Raw genomic sequence first — 17,443 nt, forward strand, 5'->3', positions numbered from 1 at the left:
CTTTCGCCGATAGGGGCCGGATTGACATTTACCGGCCAATAACTGCCATTCGCCGATTTTTCGTTTTATCTCTATTTTGGTTGTCCGGTTTTTGATTTGTGTTTGACAAGATTGATATCCCGGGGTGAAAATAAAGAACATAAGGATTTCCCGTTTTTGGAAACTGAGACGACCGGCCAAACACTTCGTCCTGGTTTTGCCAAATCCGATTTCACTCCGGGTTCAACCAATCTTATACAGGAATTAATATTCCCAAAGATCCTGTTCAAAGTTGAAAATCTCATTTTTAATTCGTCGCGATTCGTTTGTCGCATACTGGCCTGTGGCATATTGACTGATTGCCCGATTGTTGTAAATATTGGATTCTTTGGTAATATAGCTGTCAAACTTTCGTAGCAGGAAAATATCGTCGAAACTGAGGCTTCTGGAGTCATTATTTGGATTCAGCACCTCATATTTTGCAAACAGCGGGCGAACTTCCGGGTAATATATCCAAAACACCTTACGGCGAAGTGGGCGATCATGATTCACGTCATCGTCACGGAAGAATTCCTGGATAGGACATAACCCGATAATACGAACCTGCAGCGTTGAAGATTGCTTATCGAAATACCAAACTTCCTTCACCATGATCTGCTTAATATCCTCCGGATTAATATCCCGATCCACCTTGACATTTTCCATTTCGCCCGTTTCAAAATTCCGGCGTTCCACAATTTTAGGTACCGCACCAAAAGCCTCCTTCACCTGATCGAACGTCATGGGAAGTTTGAACTCATTGTCGGTAGAGGCATCATAGGCAGTTATCTGCCCTTCTTTAATGCCCTTCAGCAGAAGGTTAATGAGGCTCAACCGACCGTGCACCTCCCGAGTCGGATAATACAAGTCCTGGTTCATCTTCTCACGCAGATCGACGATCCGCCAGATAGTTTTAGACCAGAACACATCTGACTCCCTGACTGCAGGAAGCGGGGCTGGTTTCCGGTCGCGGGTAATTTTTTTCTGGTAAGGACCATCAACAACCTGCGCCGTTGCTGGCTGGGTTGCAGCAGAAGCCAGAATTATGGCAAACAGAATCAAAAATAGCTTTTTCATTCTTCTCAAGTTTGTTCTTCCAAATTAATAATCTACCAGTTAGCTAATCAGTTACGTATTCCTGTTACTTCCCGTAAATATTAGGTTCAGTAACATGTTTATCTGATTCTGAAACTGATGGCCGAAAGGTTACGGGTTGTCCCGTCTTCGCCTTTGGCTACAATATTTTCAATATATAGTCGACTACCGGAATTTAGGCTTTTCATCAGGTTGGCCTGATCCGGTGTAAACAGATTGCTGTTGGATTTTTTATCCACTACGAAACCTCCGCGCGTAGTCGAAACCACAAATGAGGTTACCGTGAATTTCATATCGAAATCGAAATCGGGAATTTCAGCATAAACCCCTCGTTCGAGCAATAATTCGTTTTTAGTAATCTGACCTTCGTTCTTGCCACCTACGGTTGCAACTGGATCGGGTACCCGCTTAACGCGGAAATCAGTGGAGCCGATTGTTTTTACCTGACCATCTATTTCCGCTTTTACAGTAATGACTGATTTCACTCCCGGCTTCTTCGGATATACCAGATAATTTCTCCCGTTCGGCTTCATGGCCGCATTGGTAATCGACGGGATTATTTTATCCGAAGGCACACCGGGAACGGAAATAGACACGGGGTTGGCCAATCCGGCATAGAACACATTCATTTTGGTCGGGGAAATCGTCATGGTTGGTTTGGCCACCTGGTACTCTCCTTCGAAAGGATATTGAACGATCTGACCTGAAGGGTTTTTGAAATTGATAACACCGTTCCATTTATGATATCCCTCAGTGGTAGCAGGCACCTTATACAATCCCATTCCTTCGCCCTCAATAATCGGTATCTGTTTGTTATTCACCAGGATCTGAGGATCGGAGGTCGTATCGACTGCCGACAGAAAGATTTTGGCTTCATAGGTACCGCCCTCTAACACATAATCGGTTTTGGGCAATACCTGGGCTTTTAATTTATTAAACTTGAATGAGTTTGCGTCAATTTTGACATACAGATAGTTGGCTACATCGGATTCGGTATTACGGATATCACTTTGCATTTTCGACATCAACGTTACAACAGCAGCCAGCGGATATCCCTGAAAAATGGACTCCTGCCATGAAGGAGAATTCCCTTCAACCGGAGGTGGATCGGATGTATCGAGACTACTTTTTATACTTGAAATCAACGCAGTATCTTTGGGATCGACCAACGACAGGAGATACTTACGGTACGATTCTATTGATTGCTTTAATTCTTTACCTAAACGCCCGTTGTGTTTTACCAGCATTAACTCGGGTGCTACATGGGTATCATCCTTCGTCTTTATATTGTGGATATTACCATCTTCACCATCAGCCGCTACAACCAGCATCTTTTTCAACTCTGTAATATAATTATAGAGTGAGTCTGTTCTTGCTTTAACGGTTTTCGCTTCCAGGTTCAGATCACCTGACTTTTCAGGATTTTCAAGAGCAGCCTTTGCAAAATCGGCATAAACCCTGGCATTCTTGGAATTGAAATTCTCGATAGTCTTCGATAACCCCTGATCGACAGTTTCAAAAGCATCCAGCACTGATTTATCTACGTTCAGTGCCAACATTGCCATCAGCACCAGGTACATCAGGCTAATCATTCGTTGCCGTGGAGTTTCCGGACAATTTTTTGCACTCATTTCAAATCGAGAATTTGGTGAATTACTTCTTGATATTCATGGCTCCAAGCATATTTCCATATACACTATTGAGCGCTTCAAGATTTTTATTTAACTCTTCTGTCTGGGACTGATATTTTTTAGCCTCCTTTACCGAACTGGATATTAACTCATTCATCCGGGCAAAATCCTGGTGCACAGAAGAAGCAGTTTCGGCTTGTTTACGAGCTCCTTCCAACTGAGCTTCGTATGAAGCATTCAATGATGAAAGATTCGAATTGATCCGCTCCAATTCTTCAGTATAGTTGCCTGAATGATTGTTCAATGCCTTGAAATCGCGCTGAATAGTATTGACGAACTCGTGATAGGATTCAGCCAGTTTCTCTCCTGAATGAACCACCTTGTTAACGGTGCTGTCAACACTCTCACCTGCCCGGGTATTCACTTCTGCAAATATGTCCATTGACTCCGATGCAGCGTTCAGGTTCTTCACATAAACATCAGTGGCCATAGTGGCTGAGGAAATATCAGCAAAACTTTGAGCCGTGTTGCTCAAATCAGTAAGTCCTTTTTGCAGTTTATTCAGTAATTCGGGCGATATTTCCGTCGACTCCAGGAATGTATCCATATCGAATGTACTTTTCGGCTTCCTGTTCATCGATTCTTCGAAAAGTGCGTCTGCATCGAGATGGGCAAAATCTTCTTTTAATTGCGGATACACTTTTGTCCAATCCGGCGGTTCGTTCGAAGATTCAAAAGCGGATAGGAAGAATATCAAAGCTTCAGTCGACATTCCAATCGTCAGCATAATCGGGCCCCCGGGCCAGTGCTGAAGTTTAAACAATGCACCCAAAAGTACGATGGACGCTCCAATACTGTATACATAATTCATGAAGCCCTTCCATCGTCTGGAATGTGTAAAATCGGTCAATCCCATGGCAAAAGCAATTTAATGGTTTAATTCCCTTCTAAAATTCATCTCCAAATGACGATCGTATGCAACGGAACCCGATGTACGATTTCGCTGTATCCTGATACTCATAGGTACGTGTACCTACCTGCAGGAAATATGAAATATCCTTCCACGAGCCACCCCGAATCACTTTTCTTTTCATCGCCGGCGGATCACTCGGAAGAGCATTATATTCGTAGTTTGGGTTAAAGTCATTGATGAAGTTATACTCTGCTTCATCATAGGCGGTAATGGTCCATTCAGCGACATTACCCGCCATATCGTACAATCCGTAACCGTTCGGATCGTATGTCCCGACTTTAACCGTTGTCAAACCGTTATCATCGATATAATTTCCCCGCATCGGCTTAAAATTAGCCAGAAAGCAACCTTCCTGTGTACGGGTATAGTAACCTCCCCACGGATACATGGAATTTTCGAGGCCGCCACGGGCCGCGTATTCCCATTCAGCCTCCGAAGGCAAACGATAATCCTGGACAGCATATTCTCCCTGTTCAGCAAGTGCTGCATTTTTATACCGGGTTCGCCAAATACAAAATGCTTTAGCCTGTTTCCAGTTGACACCTACAACAGGGTAATCGTCAAAACCGGGATGCCAGAAATACATAGTTGCCCAGGGTTCATTATATGAATAGGTATAATCTCTGATCCATATCAGCGTATCCGGGTAAACATTCACCGCATCGCTCATGATAAAGCTGGAGCGTCCTTCGATTGGGACTTCTTTACCATCAATATCATGTACGGTTCCCTTATAACTTTGGGTTTTGTAATCATAGGCATTAGCACGCTTTGCAGCCTGTTTCAGGTCAACCCAGAAATATTTGTAATTAAGTTTCCGTGTGTCAATTTCTTTCTTTCCAAACAAACGATCTTTGGGAGCGTAATACAATCCCGAAAGTGCTTCCCGGTAATCCGGATCATTCCAATCAATACGTTCGTCCCAGTTCAATGTTGGGGGATCGATTGGATTTCCGTCTCTATCTTCTGTATTCAGGAATTCGTCAAATTGGTCACCCAGCATTCGACGCGCAATGGAGTCCCGGACCCAGTACACAAACTGTCGGTATTCGTTATTGGTAATCTCCGTTTCATCCATCCAGAATGCATCCACCGAAACAGTTCTTGAAGGTGGTGTTGAATGAGAGATATCCTGATCACTCGGCCCCAGGGTAAAGCTTCCCCTCGGGACCATGGTCATTCCAAAAGGAACGGGCTCAAAATATTTACCTCGTTTACCCACTCCGACAAGTTCTCCGTTTCCTCCGCGGTTACAACTACTCAGAGACAGGACGATGGCAATTACACTACCAAAGAAGAATAATCGTCTCATATTATTGTTCATATGTGGCACAAAATTTTCACGATTCAATAAATTATTATAAAAACCGAACACTTTTATATTTCTGTTCTCTTCTTCGGTTCAGGTTAAACGAGTAAGCGACAAAAAACTCGTGAGAACCCGAACTGTAGCGGGCAAGCGGTGAAATGGTCAAATCATATGAATAACCTAATTTTATTCCATTTCGAAACTCGGTCCCGAGCAAAACGATTACAGCATCATTCAGTCGATAGCCAAGGCCTCCCCAGATGCGCTTGTCATAACGCACGTTAAGATCCAAATCAACCTGATAACTGGCAGCATCTGTCTTAAACAATAACGATGGCTGTACTTCAAATAACGGGTCGGATAAACAAATATTGTATCCTCCGGAAAAATAATAGTCCCTTACCAACGAATATTTTCCACTCTCTTCATAAGAATATGCGGCCTGGTTCAAATGTTTTACAGACAGGCCCAGATAATAATCTTTAGTTTCATAATACACCCCCAACCCAACATCAGGAACCAAAGCATTTACCTCACTTTGAGGAATCAACGGGTCTCCCTGATCGATTAAACCGGCCCCGGCATCAGAACTCCAGCCTGGTTTGAGGTTTTTATTCATCAATCCAATGGAAATTCCGGTTCCCAATTTTCCGTTCCCTACGTCAGTACGCCAGGCATACATCAGGCTGACCGAGATATTTGTTTCATAACCAATCTTATCGTTCATTACCGAAAACCCAATACCATCCTCCTGGCCAATCAGGCCAACGGTAGCATCTGCATTAAAAACGGTAGTAACTGGCGCTCCTGGAAATCCTACCCATTGAAAACGATTGAGCAAGGAAGCATTAATTGCGTCACTTTTTCCTGCAAATCCCGGATTGATAGTCAAATGGTTGAACATATTTTGGCTAAACTGAGGATCCTGCTGGGCCCTTGCAACGAAATTAACAATAAGTAAAAGAAACAAAAATATCAGTAATCGCTTCATAGAATACGCTAACCTTGTCGAATTTCAACTCCTGAGGCCAGGTCGAAAAATGATTAATTCTTCCGTCTAAAAATGGCTTAATCTGTAAATTAATAACTCGCTCCTAACACTATTATTGTTTGGTTGTTTTTATCCAATGCCCCAGTGACGAATCCAACGTTCCGGGATTTCATTTTTCTGCGCCAAAAGGTAATCATTTTCAGAACAGGCAATTCGGACTTCTTCATTCTTTTTCGAATTTACCTCCATCCACCATCTTCCGGATTGGGGATGTTTGAGGAAAACAATTGGCTCGTCCAGTCCTTCAACCGTGACCAGCAAATGCAGGAAATCAGGTGCTTCTCCCCGAGGTTCCTCATCCTTTTGTTTTACCGCCCCCTTCAAAAAATACCAGGCAATTTGTGCGGCCATTACGGCACCCCATCGTTGTAAATCGAGTGATGGTGCATAACCGAATATACCTGTGATATTTAAGCGGGTACTCATTCCTGCATACCAGGCTAATTGGCAAGCCTCTTCGCCATAAAGCCCGTTGGGCGATAACCGCTGTTGGCCTGGCGCTTCGTGTGCTTTTAAAGCACCAAAATCAAAACTGATTACATCAGCCTCACGCAACATTGGCTCGCTTTCGCGGATATTTTCACGCAAGTCTCCCAACGGCAGTTGGCTGCCCCGGTATTGTTTCAGTAAATCTTCGGTTTTATCAGGGGAAGAGAAATAGGCTTGTGTACCCAGCAAATGAAGGGTTGTATCAGCCGGCAACTTTCCCAGGAAGTTCTCATCCGCACCAAACTCTTCTCCAGCTTTGTAGTCAGGGCGATCGTCAATCACAGTTAAGATTTGACCGGATTTCTGTTTTCCGGCTAGTAAAGGCAACGTCAAATCCTGGCTTCCGCCGAAAACTAAAACCTGTACGCCTTTCGCCACCAATGATTCAACGATCATCCGAACAGCCGCATACGTATCAGCAGGTGTATTTCCCGGACGCACATTACCGATATCAGCAACAAGTGCAGGTTCGCTAACAGAAGTCAACTGATATAACTGCTCCCGAATCAAATCGGGAGCATTTTCCAATCCATCAAATCGTGACAAACGACTTTCCGGAATACCCAGAATCGCTACTTTCAGTTTCTCATTCCCTGCCCAAGGCCCGCTGTGGACCAATTGCATTCCCAAAGAATCAGAAGCGCCCTGAAACAATCGGACGACAGTCAGCTCGTTAGCCGGAATAAGCAGGTCGTTTAACATAGGCAACAAAATACGAAATCTGAGATTGGTTTGGTAGTAAAGAGCTAATATTAAATCGTTATAAAAAGGGCAAACCCGACTAAGTATTTGCCCTTTGCTGTTCTTTATTTGGTTTTCTTCTTCGTCGTTTTTGCCGTCTTTGTCCTGGCTGTTGATGTTTTCTTTTTCGTTGTTGTCGATGCCTTTTTCGTTGTTGTCTTTTTGGCAGCAGTTTTCTTCGCTCCTTTTTTCCCCGACGTTGGACCTTTTTCAATAATTTTCCGACAATCTTCCAATGTCAGTTTTTCAGCATCGGTACCCCTGGGTATTTTGTAATTGTTCTTATCGAAAGAGATATAAGGGCCCCAACGTCCCTGAAGAACTCGTATTTCCGGCTCTTCAACAAACACCTTAATGATAGCCTTCCGGTCTTTCTCCCTTTTTTCCTCTATCAATTCGATGGACCTCTCCAAGTTAATGGTGTACGGATCATCCACATCTTTTTTCAAGGAGACAAATTTCCCGTCGTGGCGCACGTAAGGCCCGAACCGACCTATACCAATCACCACTTTCTTTCCTTCGTACTCACCAACATCGCGGGGCAGTTTAAACAGTTCAAGCGCCTCGTCCAACAAAATTGTTTCGATACTCTGCCCGCTGCGAAGGCTGGCAAACTGAGGCTTTTCATCCGATTCTTCAGAAGCTTCACCAAGCTGGGCAAATGCTCCATAGCGTCCAATCTTAACCGACACCTCTTTCCCGGTCACCGGATCATTCCCAAGTATACGTTCGCCGCGGGTTCGTTCGGAAACGTTGAGCACCTCTTCGATATTTTCGTGGAAGGGACGATAGAATGCGTCGATCATTTCGTACCATGGCAATCCGCCCAGGGCTATATCATCAAACTGTTCTTCGACGGAAGCGGTAAAATTATAATCCATGATGCGTGGGAAATACTTCAACAGAAAGTCATTCACAACCAAGCCAATATCCGTTGGGAAAAGCTTTGATTTCTCGGCCCCGGTTATTTCTGTTTTTTCTTCTTCCTGAACATTACTGTCTTTCAACAGGATGGTTTTATATTTTCTTTCAACGCCGGGACGATCTTCTTTCACCACATAATTCCGGTTCTGAATAGTGGTAATAATGGGCGCATATGTTGATGGACGTCCAATACCCAGTTCTTCCAGTTTCCGAACCAGGCTTGCTTCCGTGTAACGCGGTGGTTTCAACGTAAAACGCTCTGAAGCGATAATGTTATCAAGATCCAGTTTCTGGCCTTTATTCAATGGAGGAAGTAATCCTTTCTGCTCCTCATTCTGTCCTTCATCATCCGTCGATTCAAGGTAGACGCTCAGAAAACCATCAAATTTCAAGACTTCGCCGTTGGCCACAAAATGTTCCTGAGCTCCGTTTACATTGATAGTTACCGTTGTCTTTTCCAACTCGGCATCTGCCATCTGAGAAGCGATGGTCCGCTTCCAAATCAAGTTATACAACTTCTGCTCCTGCTGTGAACCAGAAATATTTTCCTTGCTCAAATCGGTCGGGCGAATCGCTTCGTGTGCTTCCTGTGCACCCTTTGCTTTTGTCTTAAATTGCCTCGTTTTTACATATTTTTCACCATACAATTCAGTAATCATTGCTTTCGCAGAGCCAATCGCCAGATTCGACAGGTTCACCGAATCTGTACGCATGTAGGTAATCTGCCCGGCTTCGTATAACCGCTGAGCAACCGACATGGTCATGCTCACGGGGAAACCAAGTTTCCGGCTGGCTTCCTGTTGTAAGGTCGAAGTAATAAATGGGGGTGCAGGTGATTTTTTTGCCGGTTTGGTGACAATGTCGGCAATATCGAAATCAGCGGAACTACATTTTTCCAGAAATGCCTTCGCTTCAGCGGCTGTTTTAAAACGCTTGTCGAGTTCTGCTTCGAGCGGGGCCATTCGCCCACTCTTATCAGGGACCAAAAATAGGGCCCGAACGCGGAAGGAAGAAGTACTGACAAAATTATTGATCTCACGTTCCCGCTCCACAATCAAACGCACCGCAACGGATTGCACACGGCCTGCAGACAGCGATGGTTTTACTTTTTTCCAAAGTACCGGTGAAATCTCAAATCCCACCAACCGGTCGAGTACCCGACGGGCCTGCTGAGCATCCACCAGGTTTTTATCCAGCCTCCGCGGACTTTCGATTGCCTGAACGATGGCATCTTTAGTGATTTCATGGAAAACAATACGATTAGTGCTATCCGGGTCAAGTTTCAGGACCTCCATCAAGTGCCAGGCAATAGCCTCTCCCTCGCGGTCTTCATCCGATGCTATCCAGACTCGCCTGGAATTCCTGACCATTTTCTTCAGGTCGCTGACGACTTTCTTTTTATCATCAGAAACAATGTACCTCGGCTGGTATTTATTTTCGACATCTACACCAAAATCTTTCTTATCCAAGTCCCGGATGTGTCCGAAACTGGAGGTAACCTGGAAATTTTTCCCCAGGAATTTTTCTATCGTTTTTGCCTTTGCAGGCGACTCGACAATGACTAGGTTTTCTTCCATTTTCCTTCCCGATAATTATGCAATATGCAGTGAAAACTATGCAAAGTAAAGGAAATCACTACCTATGTTCAAAATTTTTTTTTGTTTCTTTATCAAACTGGCACGGTTTTTTGTACATGCAATCGCTTTGAAAGTGTCTATTTTCATCAGGATCACCACAGACCATCCATCATTTTGATCTAGATAACCGTTTAACGGAAGGAACATTAATTTTATATCTTTGTCCGTGTTCATCAGGATTGGCGCCATGACAGAAAATAAAAAACCATTCAGGAAATATCTCATAGCGTTTTGGAGTTTGTATGCTCTCGGCGTATTAGGAGTTATTGTTCTGTTTACTCTGATTGCAAAAGGAGATTTGGGTTTCATGCCCACATTTGAGGAATTGGAAAACACCGAACCGGCCCTCGCGTCGGAAGTTTATACCGATGACGGAGAAGTGCTCCGGAAATTCTTCAAGGAAAACCGGACCTATGTTCGTTATGAGGATTTAAGTCCAAATCTTGTTAATGCCCTTGTCGCAACCGAAGATGTGCGTTTTTACCAACATTCCGGGATCGATCTTCGTGGCCTTTTTCGTGTTGCAAAGGGTGTACTTACCGGGAATGATAGCGCCGGTGGAGGCAGTACCATTTCTCAGCAGGTTGCAAAAATGCTTTTCCCGAGGGAGCGTTACGAGAATAAAATTGATTTCATTATCCGGAAATTCAGGGAATGGGTGATTGCCGTTAAACTGGAACGGAGTTTCACGAAAGAGGAAATTCTGACCATGTACCTGAATAAATTCGATTTCCTGAATTTGGCCGTTGGTGTAAAATCGGCTGCTCAAATTTATTTCGACACAACTCCCGACAGTCTGAATGTGGATGAATCGGCAACGTTAATTGGGATGGCCAAAAATCCGTCCCTGTTCAATCCGGTCCGCCGTCCCGAAATGGTACTTGGCAGGAGAAATGTTGTGCTTTCGCAGATGACAAAATACGGCTATCTGACACCCGCTGCATACGACACGCTGAAAATCAAACCACTGGATTTAAAATACAAGAAAGAAGACTTCAAAAGCGGTCCCGGCACCTACTTCACAGAGTATTTGCGCGTAACGATGACCGCATCGAAACCCGACCGCAGCAACTATGCATCGTGGCAGGACGAAAAGTTCAAAGAGGATTCGATTGAATGGCAGACCAATCCATTGTACGGCTGGTGCTCTAAAAATCTGAAACCAGATGGCACCAATTACGATATCTACGACGATGGCCTGAAAATTTACACAACCATCGATTCCCGGATGCAGCGATATGCCGAACAATCGGTCGTAGAACATTTAAGTACCGATCTACAACCCACTTTTTTCAGCAAATTGAAGGAACTAAAGCATCCACCGTTTTCAGATGATCTGTCGGTCAACCAGATTGAAGATATCCTTGACAGGGAAATTCGCAAAAGCGAACGTTACCGGGTACTTCATGAACGTGGATTAAACTTCGAAGAAATTAAGAAAGAGTTTAACAAACCTGCCGAGATGAACGTATTCTCCTGGAAAGGAGAAGTGGATACCACCATGACGCCGCTTGATTCCATCAAGTATTACCTAAGCTACCTCCGTTCGTCCATGATGACGATGGATGTAAAAACCGGTGCAGTGAAAGCGTATGTCGGTGGCCCCAACTACAAATATTTCATGTACGACATGGTAACCGGCGGAAAGCGCCAGGTAGGTTCCACCGTGAAGCCGTTCCTTTACACGCTGGCCATGCAGAACGGTTATTCGCCCTGTACATTAGTTCCGAATACCGAGCAGACGTTCTACCTTCCGGATGGAACAACCTGGACGGCGAAAAACGCTTCATCGGAGCGCGATGGACAAATGGTTACCCTGAAATGGGGATTGGCCAATTCGGTGAATCAAATTTCGGCCTGGATCATGAAAAAATTCAATCCGCAATCCATGAAAAACGTAATGCGGAAAATGGGGATTATCAGTCCTATCGATGCTGTACCCTCAATGTTCCTGGGAACATCAGATATTTCGCTTTATGAAATGGTCGGAGCTTTTGGAACATTTGGAGACCACGGTGTTTATACCAAGCCCTATTTCGTTGACCGGATTGAGAACAAAGACGGAAACGTCCTGGCCCGGTTTACGCCACAGCAGCACGAAGCGATTGATCAGAAGACAGCATACCTAATGCTGAACCTGATGGAAGGCGTTGTCAACGAAGGAACCAGCCGGCGTTTGCGGTGGCATCCGGTTTACGGTCATCTAACCGCTGACATTGCCGGTAAAACCGGGACCACACAGAACCAATCAGACGGTTGGTTTATTGGCATCACGCCGGAACTGGTAACCGGGGTTTGGACCGGAGCTGATTTGCGGAGTATTCACTTCAAGGGTATTCATTTCGGACAGGGGGCCAATATGGCACTCCCGATTTACGGCCGATTTATGAATAAAGTGTATGCCGATTCAACGTTGAATTTGTCTCAGGACTCCAGGTTCGACCGGCCGCCGAATTTCAATATCAACCTCAATTGCGATGAGATGGATAAGCAAAATAGTCAGAAAAACAAGACAACGACCCAGGATGACTTTTTCTAATAAGAGAAAAATCCCTGAATAATACAGATACCCAAAAGGCGGAATGTTGAGTCCCGCCTTTCTTATTTTTGTTGAGAAAAAACCATCCGGACCATTTTTTCAATCCGGTCGGCCTGGTTCACCTGTATTTTAAACCGGGAAAAATCAATCCCCTTATTATATCTCGAGATATAAATTTCGCTAAACCCCTGCTTTTCCGCTTCTATAACCCGCTGTTCAATTCGGTTTACCGGCCTGATTTCCCCGGTCAATCCCACTTCACCGGCAAAACAGGATTGCTTGCTCACCGAAATATCGAAATTCGATGAAAGAATTGACATCATGACAGCCAGGTCCATGGCCGGATCATCAACGCGCAGGCCGCCGGCAATATTCAGAAAGACATCTTTAGCCATCAGTTTAAAACCGGCGCGCTTCTCTAAAACCGCCAGTAACATGTTCAAACGACGTAAATCGAAACCGGTAGCCGAACGTTGTGGCGTTCCATAGGCAGCTGAACTAACCAGTCCCTGCACCTCGATCATGAACGACCGCATTCCTTCAATAGAGGCAGCGATGCTGGTGCCACTCAATCCGTCATTATGCTGCAACATCAACATCTCCGACGGATTGGAAACAATGCGCAAACCATCGGGCCGCATTTCGTAAATCCCCAGCTCGGATGTTGACCCAAACCGGTTCTTCACCGAACGGAGAATCCGGTACAGGTAATTCCGGTCACCTTCGAATTGCAAAACGGTATCGACCATATGTTCCAGCACTTTCGGCCCGGCTAAATTTCCATCCTTCGTAATATGCCCGATTAAGATCACCGGAATATGTGCCCGTTTGGCCATTTTCAATATAGCAGAAGCGCATTCCCGGATTTGCCCCACACTACCCGGCGCTGACTCCAATCCATCGGCAGTTAGCGTTTGAATAGAATCTATAATAACCAGGTCGGGCTTTTCATTTTCCATATGTGCCAGGATACTCTCCAGCGAAGTTTCACTTAAAAAGAGACAATCGGCACTGTCCTGTTGCAAACGCTTTGCCCGCATTTTCAACTGCTGCAAGCTTTCTTCACCGGAAATATACAACACCTTTCGATCCTTGAGCGCCAAGGCCACCTGCAACACCAATGTCGATTTTCCAATACCCGGCTCGCCTCCGAGAAGAATCACACTTCCGGGGACCAATCCACCTCCCAGCACACGATTCAACTCACTGTTACAGGTATCAACCCGTTCCTGTTTCCCGCTGGTGATTTGCTCCAGGCGCAACGGGCTTGAATAGCTTTTTGGTACCGCCTGCACCGGGTGCTTACTTTTTACCACAATTTCTTCGACCAGCGTATTCCACTCACCACAGCTGTTACATTGTCCCATCCACTTAGGCCATTGGGCACCACAACTCTGACAGGTATAAACGGTTTTGGCTTTAGGCATTTTCGGGGAGTTTGAAGTTGTTATGTACCAAAATTAAAAAACCCCGCGGGAAAACCCACAGGGCATTAGCGCTGAAAATATTTTTATTACTTAAACCAACTTGTTGGTTTCCGTATCAGGAAAAACCAAACTGGGTTTCCATTTTTTCGCTTCCTCGAAATCCATGGTCGCATAGGAAATGATAATGACGACATCACCCACGGCCACTTTCCGCGCAGCAGGCCCGTTCAAACACACTTCGCCGGAACCGCGTTCGCCTCTGATAACATACGTTTCAAGTCGCTCACCATTGTTAATGTTGACGATTTGCACCTTTTCGTTCTCAATCAGGTTGGCCGCATCCATCAGGTCCTCATCAATGGTAATGCTCCCCACATACTGCAAATCGGCAGCTGTAACGGTTACCCTGTGAATTTTTGATTTGCAAACTTCAATATTCATCACCTGAATTTAATGTTTTTCAAGAATTACATTATCGATTAGCCGTACCTTGCCGGCATGTACAGCAATACAACCTACTTTTACGGTAGGTTCGTCCCATGTTTTTACAGGTTGAAGGTAGTTATCATCAACTATCTCAAAATATTCAACCTCAAGCAGAGGACTTTTGTTTATTTTTTCGTGTACCCATGCTGTTAATTCTTCTACGCTTTTTTCTCCAACCAGTTTCTTTGCTTCGAAAAGGGTCTGTGAAATCAACGGCGCAACAGCACGATGTCCGGGCGTCAAAAGCTGGTTACGGGAACTCATCGCCAAACCATCGGCTTCGCGAACAATTTCGCAGGGGACAATTTCGGTATCATAGCGCAATTGGCGTACCATTTCCTTAATGATGGCCAGTTGCTGAAAATCTTTCAGCCCAAAGTATGCCCTGTCAGGCCCAACGACATCGAAAAGTTTGCTGACAATCTGACCGACACCGTTAAAATGCCCCGGCCGAAAACGACCTTCCATAACCGTTTCCAGATTTCCGAAATCAAATTGGCGGGCATCAGGTTCGGGATACATCTCTTCCACCGAAGGTGCAAAAACCATTGGATTGCCAACCGTTGCCAGGCTCTTCATGTCCTCTTCCAGTGTCCTGGGATATCGTTCCAGATCAGCTGGATCGTTAAACTGCGTGGGGTTAACAAAAATCGAAACCACCACCAGTTCGTTCTCTTTTCCGGCCTGGCTGACAAGTGACAAATGCCCTTCGTGGAGTGCTCCCATCGTGGGAACGAAACCGATGCTTTTCCCTTGGTTACGAAAAGCATACAAAGCCTCTTTCATCTCATTCCGGGTAGTAAAAAGTTTCATCTTTTCATTTGGTTACAGCGTGCAAAGTAACGAAATATATAAACACAATAAAACACCGTTTCACTCCTTGCTGACAGGGCCATAACCCTTTTAACGTTGAATATCTGGTGGATTTTTTCTACTTTTGCAAGATAAATTCTCAAAAGATCATGGAAAAGAAGAAGGTTTTATTCATCTCCCAGGAAATTACCCCTTACCTGCCTGAATCGGAAATTTCACAAATTAGTCGTCACTTACCCCAGGGCATACAGGAGAGAGGTAGAGAGATACGGACCTTTATGCCACGATACGGCAGCGTGAACGAACGCAGAAATCAACTGCATGAAGTTATCCGGCTTTCAGGAATGAACCTGGTTATTAACGACACCGATCACCCGTTAATCATCAAAGTTGCCTCGATACAGGCAGCACGTATGCAGGTTTATTTCATCGACAATGAAGATTACTTCCATAGAAAGGCCAAATTTGCTGATTCAAAAGGAAAAGAATTTGAAGATAACGATGAACGTGCCATCTTTTTTGCACGGGGAGTTTTGGAAACGGTAATAAAACTGCGCTGGGCCCCTGATTTAATTCATTGTCACGGATGGTTTACCGGCCTGGTACCCATGTTCATCAAAAAAGGTTATAAAGACAATCCATTATTTGCCAACTCAAAGGTAGTTTACTCCGCTTATAACGACGCATTTAAAACGCCAATGAACCGTCAAATTATTTCGAAAATTGCAGAAGATGGTATCCAGAAGGAAGATATTTCCGTTTTGTCCGATCCTACCTTTATAAATTTGAGTAAACTTGCGGTGGATTATTCTGACGCAACCATAAAAGGGAGTGAAAGCATCAATGAAGAGGTTGAAAATTACATGAAGCAGTCAGGAAAGCTCTTCCTTGATTACCAACCGGCTGATACATACATTGAGTCCTATTCGGAGTTTTACGATAAAATTTTATAATTTCCGCGTCTCTTACAAAAACTACTAAAAACGGAAATACGTTGACACACAAATATTTTTTCAAGTCCGGGGGTGTTGTAATAGCTTTGGCCCTCACCCTGCTGATGTTAGGAGGATGTAAAAAGAACGATGAATCGCTGGGCCTTGATTTACTACCCGGCAGCAATTTGTTTGATGCCCGCTACAGCAACGAAACAGGCACTATTTCGTCATATACCTTTACTGACAATAAAATAAGGGTCGATAAACCCGGTTTTAATATTTTCGGGAGCTTCAACGATCCTCTGTTTGGACGCACAACTGCATCATTTGCAGCTCAGTTTCGTTTGCTTTATTATCCATCATATAGTCAGGGCGCCATTCTCGATTCGACCGTCTTGAGCCTTGTTTACCGGAAGGTATACGGTGACACCATTACATCCCAACAGGTGAAAGTGTATAAATTAGTTGAACCGCTGAATTTTAATGCTCAGTATCTTTCGTCATTCGATCCGAAAACACTGACAAACGACACGGTTGTCGGGATGGCTGATTTCACGCCTAAGTTCAGGACCGATTCAACCGGTCAGGATACCATCGTTCAGGAAATTGCCGTCCGCTTAAACAATGAGATTGGCAACCAACTGTTACACGCCGATTCACTGGATATGGTAAATAATGAGGCATTCCTCAACTTTTTCAAAGGTTTGTATATCGAATCGCAGCCCTTACAATCGGGCGGCGGATTGGTTTATCTGAAAGCAAACGCATCATTGCTTCATTTATATTACCATACTGCTGATACCGACAGTTTGTCTTCCTACTACCAATTGACGAATAACTCGGCTGATGTACCCTATTTCGAACACGATTATACGAATGCATGGTTCGCCGATCATCTGAATCAGGAAAACGTCGAGGACTCACTGATCTTTGTCCAACCAACCGGAGGAACGAAGGTAAAAATAGAAGTCCCCTCTCTTGACAACTGGGCCGACTCGACCAATTACGTGATCAACAAAGCAACGTTGACGTTCCATGCTGATACGACCATGTCAGATTTCCATCAGTACCCGATGCCAAACCAACTTTTTCTAAAAATAATTAAGGACGACGGAAGCGAAGCCTTTCCGGTTGACAGTCAGCTTTCACTGTCTTATTACGGCGGTATATATAATTCAGCTGATGCAACGTACACATTTAATATTACTCAGCATTTACAGGCAATACTTGATGGAACTGTTCAGAATTTAGGCTTTTACCTGGTTCCTGTCACCCGAAAAGAATCAGCTGAAAGAGTCGTATTAAAAGGAAGCAAAAGCTCGCAGCCTATCCAGTTGGAAGTGAATTATACGCGGTATAAATAATATACTGGCAA

At 44.5% G+C, this 17,443-nt stretch carries 13 protein-coding genes; 3 read left to right on the forward strand and 10 right to left on the reverse strand.

The features are described 5' to 3' along the window. Positions 1 to 243: 243 nt before the first annotated feature. The 7 genes from gldN to topA all read right to left on the reverse strand — a co-directional run bounded on the left by gldN (position 244) and on the right by topA (position 9,808). A complete protein-coding gene (gldN, locus tag GJU82_RS12885; protein WP_153632515.1) occupies positions 244 to 1,095 on the reverse strand; it encodes a gliding motility protein GldN in 852 nt (283 codons plus the stop codon). A 98-nt stretch (positions 1,096 to 1,193) separates the two neighbouring features. Further along, positions 1,194 to 2,744, reverse strand: a complete 1,551-nt coding sequence (gene gldM, locus GJU82_RS12890; protein WP_153632516.1) for a gliding motility protein GldM — start codon at positions 2,742 to 2,744, stop codon at positions 1,194 to 1,196. Between the two features lie 22 nt (positions 2,745 to 2,766). Next, positions 2,767 to 3,660, reverse strand: a complete 894-nt coding sequence (gene gldL, locus GJU82_RS12895) for a gliding motility protein GldL (protein WP_153632517.1) — start codon at positions 3,658 to 3,660, stop codon at positions 2,767 to 2,769. 31 nt (positions 3,661 to 3,691) lie between these two features. After that, positions 3,692 to 5,029, reverse strand: a complete 1,338-nt coding sequence (locus tag GJU82_RS12900; RefSeq protein WP_153632518.1) for an SUMF1/EgtB/PvdO family nonheme iron enzyme — start codon at positions 5,027 to 5,029, stop codon at positions 3,692 to 3,694. 46 nt (positions 5,030 to 5,075) lie between these two features. Next, entirely contained in the window at positions 5,076 to 6,017 is a 942-nt protein-coding gene (locus tag GJU82_RS12905; RefSeq protein ID WP_153632519.1) for a type IX secretion system membrane protein PorP/SprF, read from the reverse strand. Positions 6,018 to 6,146: 129 nt separating this feature from the next. After that, positions 6,147 to 7,268, reverse strand: a complete 1,122-nt coding sequence (locus GJU82_RS12910) for an arginase family protein (protein WP_153632520.1) — start codon at positions 7,266 to 7,268, stop codon at positions 6,147 to 6,149. A 104-nt stretch (positions 7,269 to 7,372) separates the two neighbouring features. Beyond that, positions 7,373 to 9,808: a type I DNA topoisomerase gene (topA, locus tag GJU82_RS12915; protein ID WP_153632521.1), complete on the reverse strand. Its 2,436-nt coding sequence runs from the start codon at positions 9,806 to 9,808 to the stop codon at positions 7,373 to 7,375. 247 nt (positions 9,809 to 10,055) lie between these two features. Between topA and GJU82_RS12920 the strand changes: the two genes are divergently transcribed. Continuing rightward, the gene (locus tag GJU82_RS12920; protein ID WP_153633413.1) at positions 10,056 to 12,407 is read left to right on the forward strand and encodes a penicillin-binding protein 1A; all 2,352 of its coding nucleotides are present in this window, start codon (positions 10,056 to 10,058) and stop codon (positions 12,405 to 12,407) included. A gap of 62 nt (positions 12,408 to 12,469) precedes the next feature. Here the strand turns inward: GJU82_RS12920 and radA are convergent, their stop codons facing one another. The 3 genes from radA to panC form a co-directional block, all read right to left on the reverse strand. Beyond that, positions 12,470 to 13,834 carry a DNA repair protein RadA gene (gene radA, locus GJU82_RS12925; RefSeq protein WP_153632522.1) on the reverse strand — a complete coding sequence of 455 codons (1,365 nt, stop codon included), beginning with the start codon at positions 13,832 to 13,834 and terminating at the stop codon, positions 12,470 to 12,472. Positions 13,835 to 13,924: 90 nt separating this feature from the next. Next, on the reverse strand, positions 13,925 to 14,275 hold the full coding sequence (panD, locus tag GJU82_RS12930; protein ID WP_106541133.1) for an aspartate 1-decarboxylase: 351 nt from the start codon (positions 14,273 to 14,275) through the stop codon (positions 13,925 to 13,927). A 9-nt stretch (positions 14,276 to 14,284) separates the two neighbouring features. Next, positions 14,285 to 15,133: a pantoate--beta-alanine ligase gene (panC, locus tag GJU82_RS12935; protein ID WP_153632523.1), complete on the reverse strand. Its 849-nt coding sequence runs from the start codon at positions 15,131 to 15,133 to the stop codon at positions 14,285 to 14,287. A gap of 149 nt (positions 15,134 to 15,282) precedes the next feature. Between panC and GJU82_RS12940 the strand changes: the two genes are divergently transcribed. Both GJU82_RS12940 and GJU82_RS12945 read left to right on the forward strand, forming a co-directional pair. Next, the gene (locus tag GJU82_RS12940) at positions 15,283 to 16,086 is read left to right on the forward strand and encodes a glycogen/starch synthase (RefSeq protein WP_153632524.1); all 804 of its coding nucleotides are present in this window, start codon (positions 15,283 to 15,285) and stop codon (positions 16,084 to 16,086) included. Between the two features lie 41 nt (positions 16,087 to 16,127). Next, positions 16,128 to 17,432: a DUF4270 domain-containing protein gene (locus GJU82_RS12945; RefSeq protein WP_153632525.1), complete on the forward strand. Its 1,305-nt coding sequence runs from the start codon at positions 16,128 to 16,130 to the stop codon at positions 17,430 to 17,432. Positions 17,433 to 17,443: the final 11 nt, after the last annotated feature.

The organism is Prolixibacter sp. SD074, from assembly GCF_009617895.1.
Lineage (GTDB): Bacteria > Bacteroidota > Bacteroidia > Bacteroidales > Prolixibacteraceae > Prolixibacter.

What these genes read in the sequence shown, in the direction of transcription:
- gldN (WP_153632515.1), bottom strand. Translation starts at nt 1,095, where the DNA reads ATGAAAAAGCTATTTTTGATTCTGTTTGCCATAATTCTGGCTTCTGCT.
- gldM (WP_153632516.1), bottom strand. Translation starts at nt 2,744, where the DNA reads ATGAGTGCAAAAAATTGTCCGGAAACTCCACGGCAACGAATGATTAGC.
- gldL (WP_153632517.1), bottom strand. Translation starts at nt 3,660, where the DNA reads ATGGGATTGACCGATTTTACACATTCCAGACGATGGAAGGGCTTCATG.
- GJU82_RS12900 (WP_153632518.1), bottom strand. Translation starts at nt 5,029, where the DNA reads ATGAGACGATTATTCTTCTTTGGTAGTGTAATTGCCATCGTCCTGTCT.
- GJU82_RS12905 (WP_153632519.1), bottom strand. Translation starts at nt 6,017, where the DNA reads ATGAAGCGATTACTGATATTTTTGTTTCTTTTACTTATTGTTAATTTC.
- GJU82_RS12910 (WP_153632520.1), bottom strand. Translation starts at nt 7,268, where the DNA reads ATGTTAAACGACCTGCTTATTCCGGCTAACGAGCTGACTGTCGTCCGA.
- topA (WP_153632521.1), bottom strand. Translation starts at nt 9,808, where the DNA reads ATGGAAGAAAACCTAGTCATTGTCGAGTCGCCTGCAAAGGCAAAAACG.
- GJU82_RS12920 (WP_153633413.1), top strand. Translation starts at nt 10,056, where the DNA reads ATGACAGAAAATAAAAAACCATTCAGGAAATATCTCATAGCGTTTTGG.
- radA (WP_153632522.1), bottom strand. Translation starts at nt 13,834, where the DNA reads ATGCCTAAAGCCAAAACCGTTTATACCTGTCAGAGTTGTGGTGCCCAA.
- panD (WP_106541133.1), bottom strand. Translation starts at nt 14,275, where the DNA reads ATGAATATTGAAGTTTGCAAATCAAAAATTCACAGGGTAACCGTTACA.
- panC (WP_153632523.1), bottom strand. Translation starts at nt 15,133, where the DNA reads ATGAAACTTTTTACTACCCGGAATGAGATGAAAGAGGCTTTGTATGCT.
- GJU82_RS12940 (WP_153632524.1), top strand. Translation starts at nt 15,283, where the DNA reads ATGGAAAAGAAGAAGGTTTTATTCATCTCCCAGGAAATTACCCCTTAC.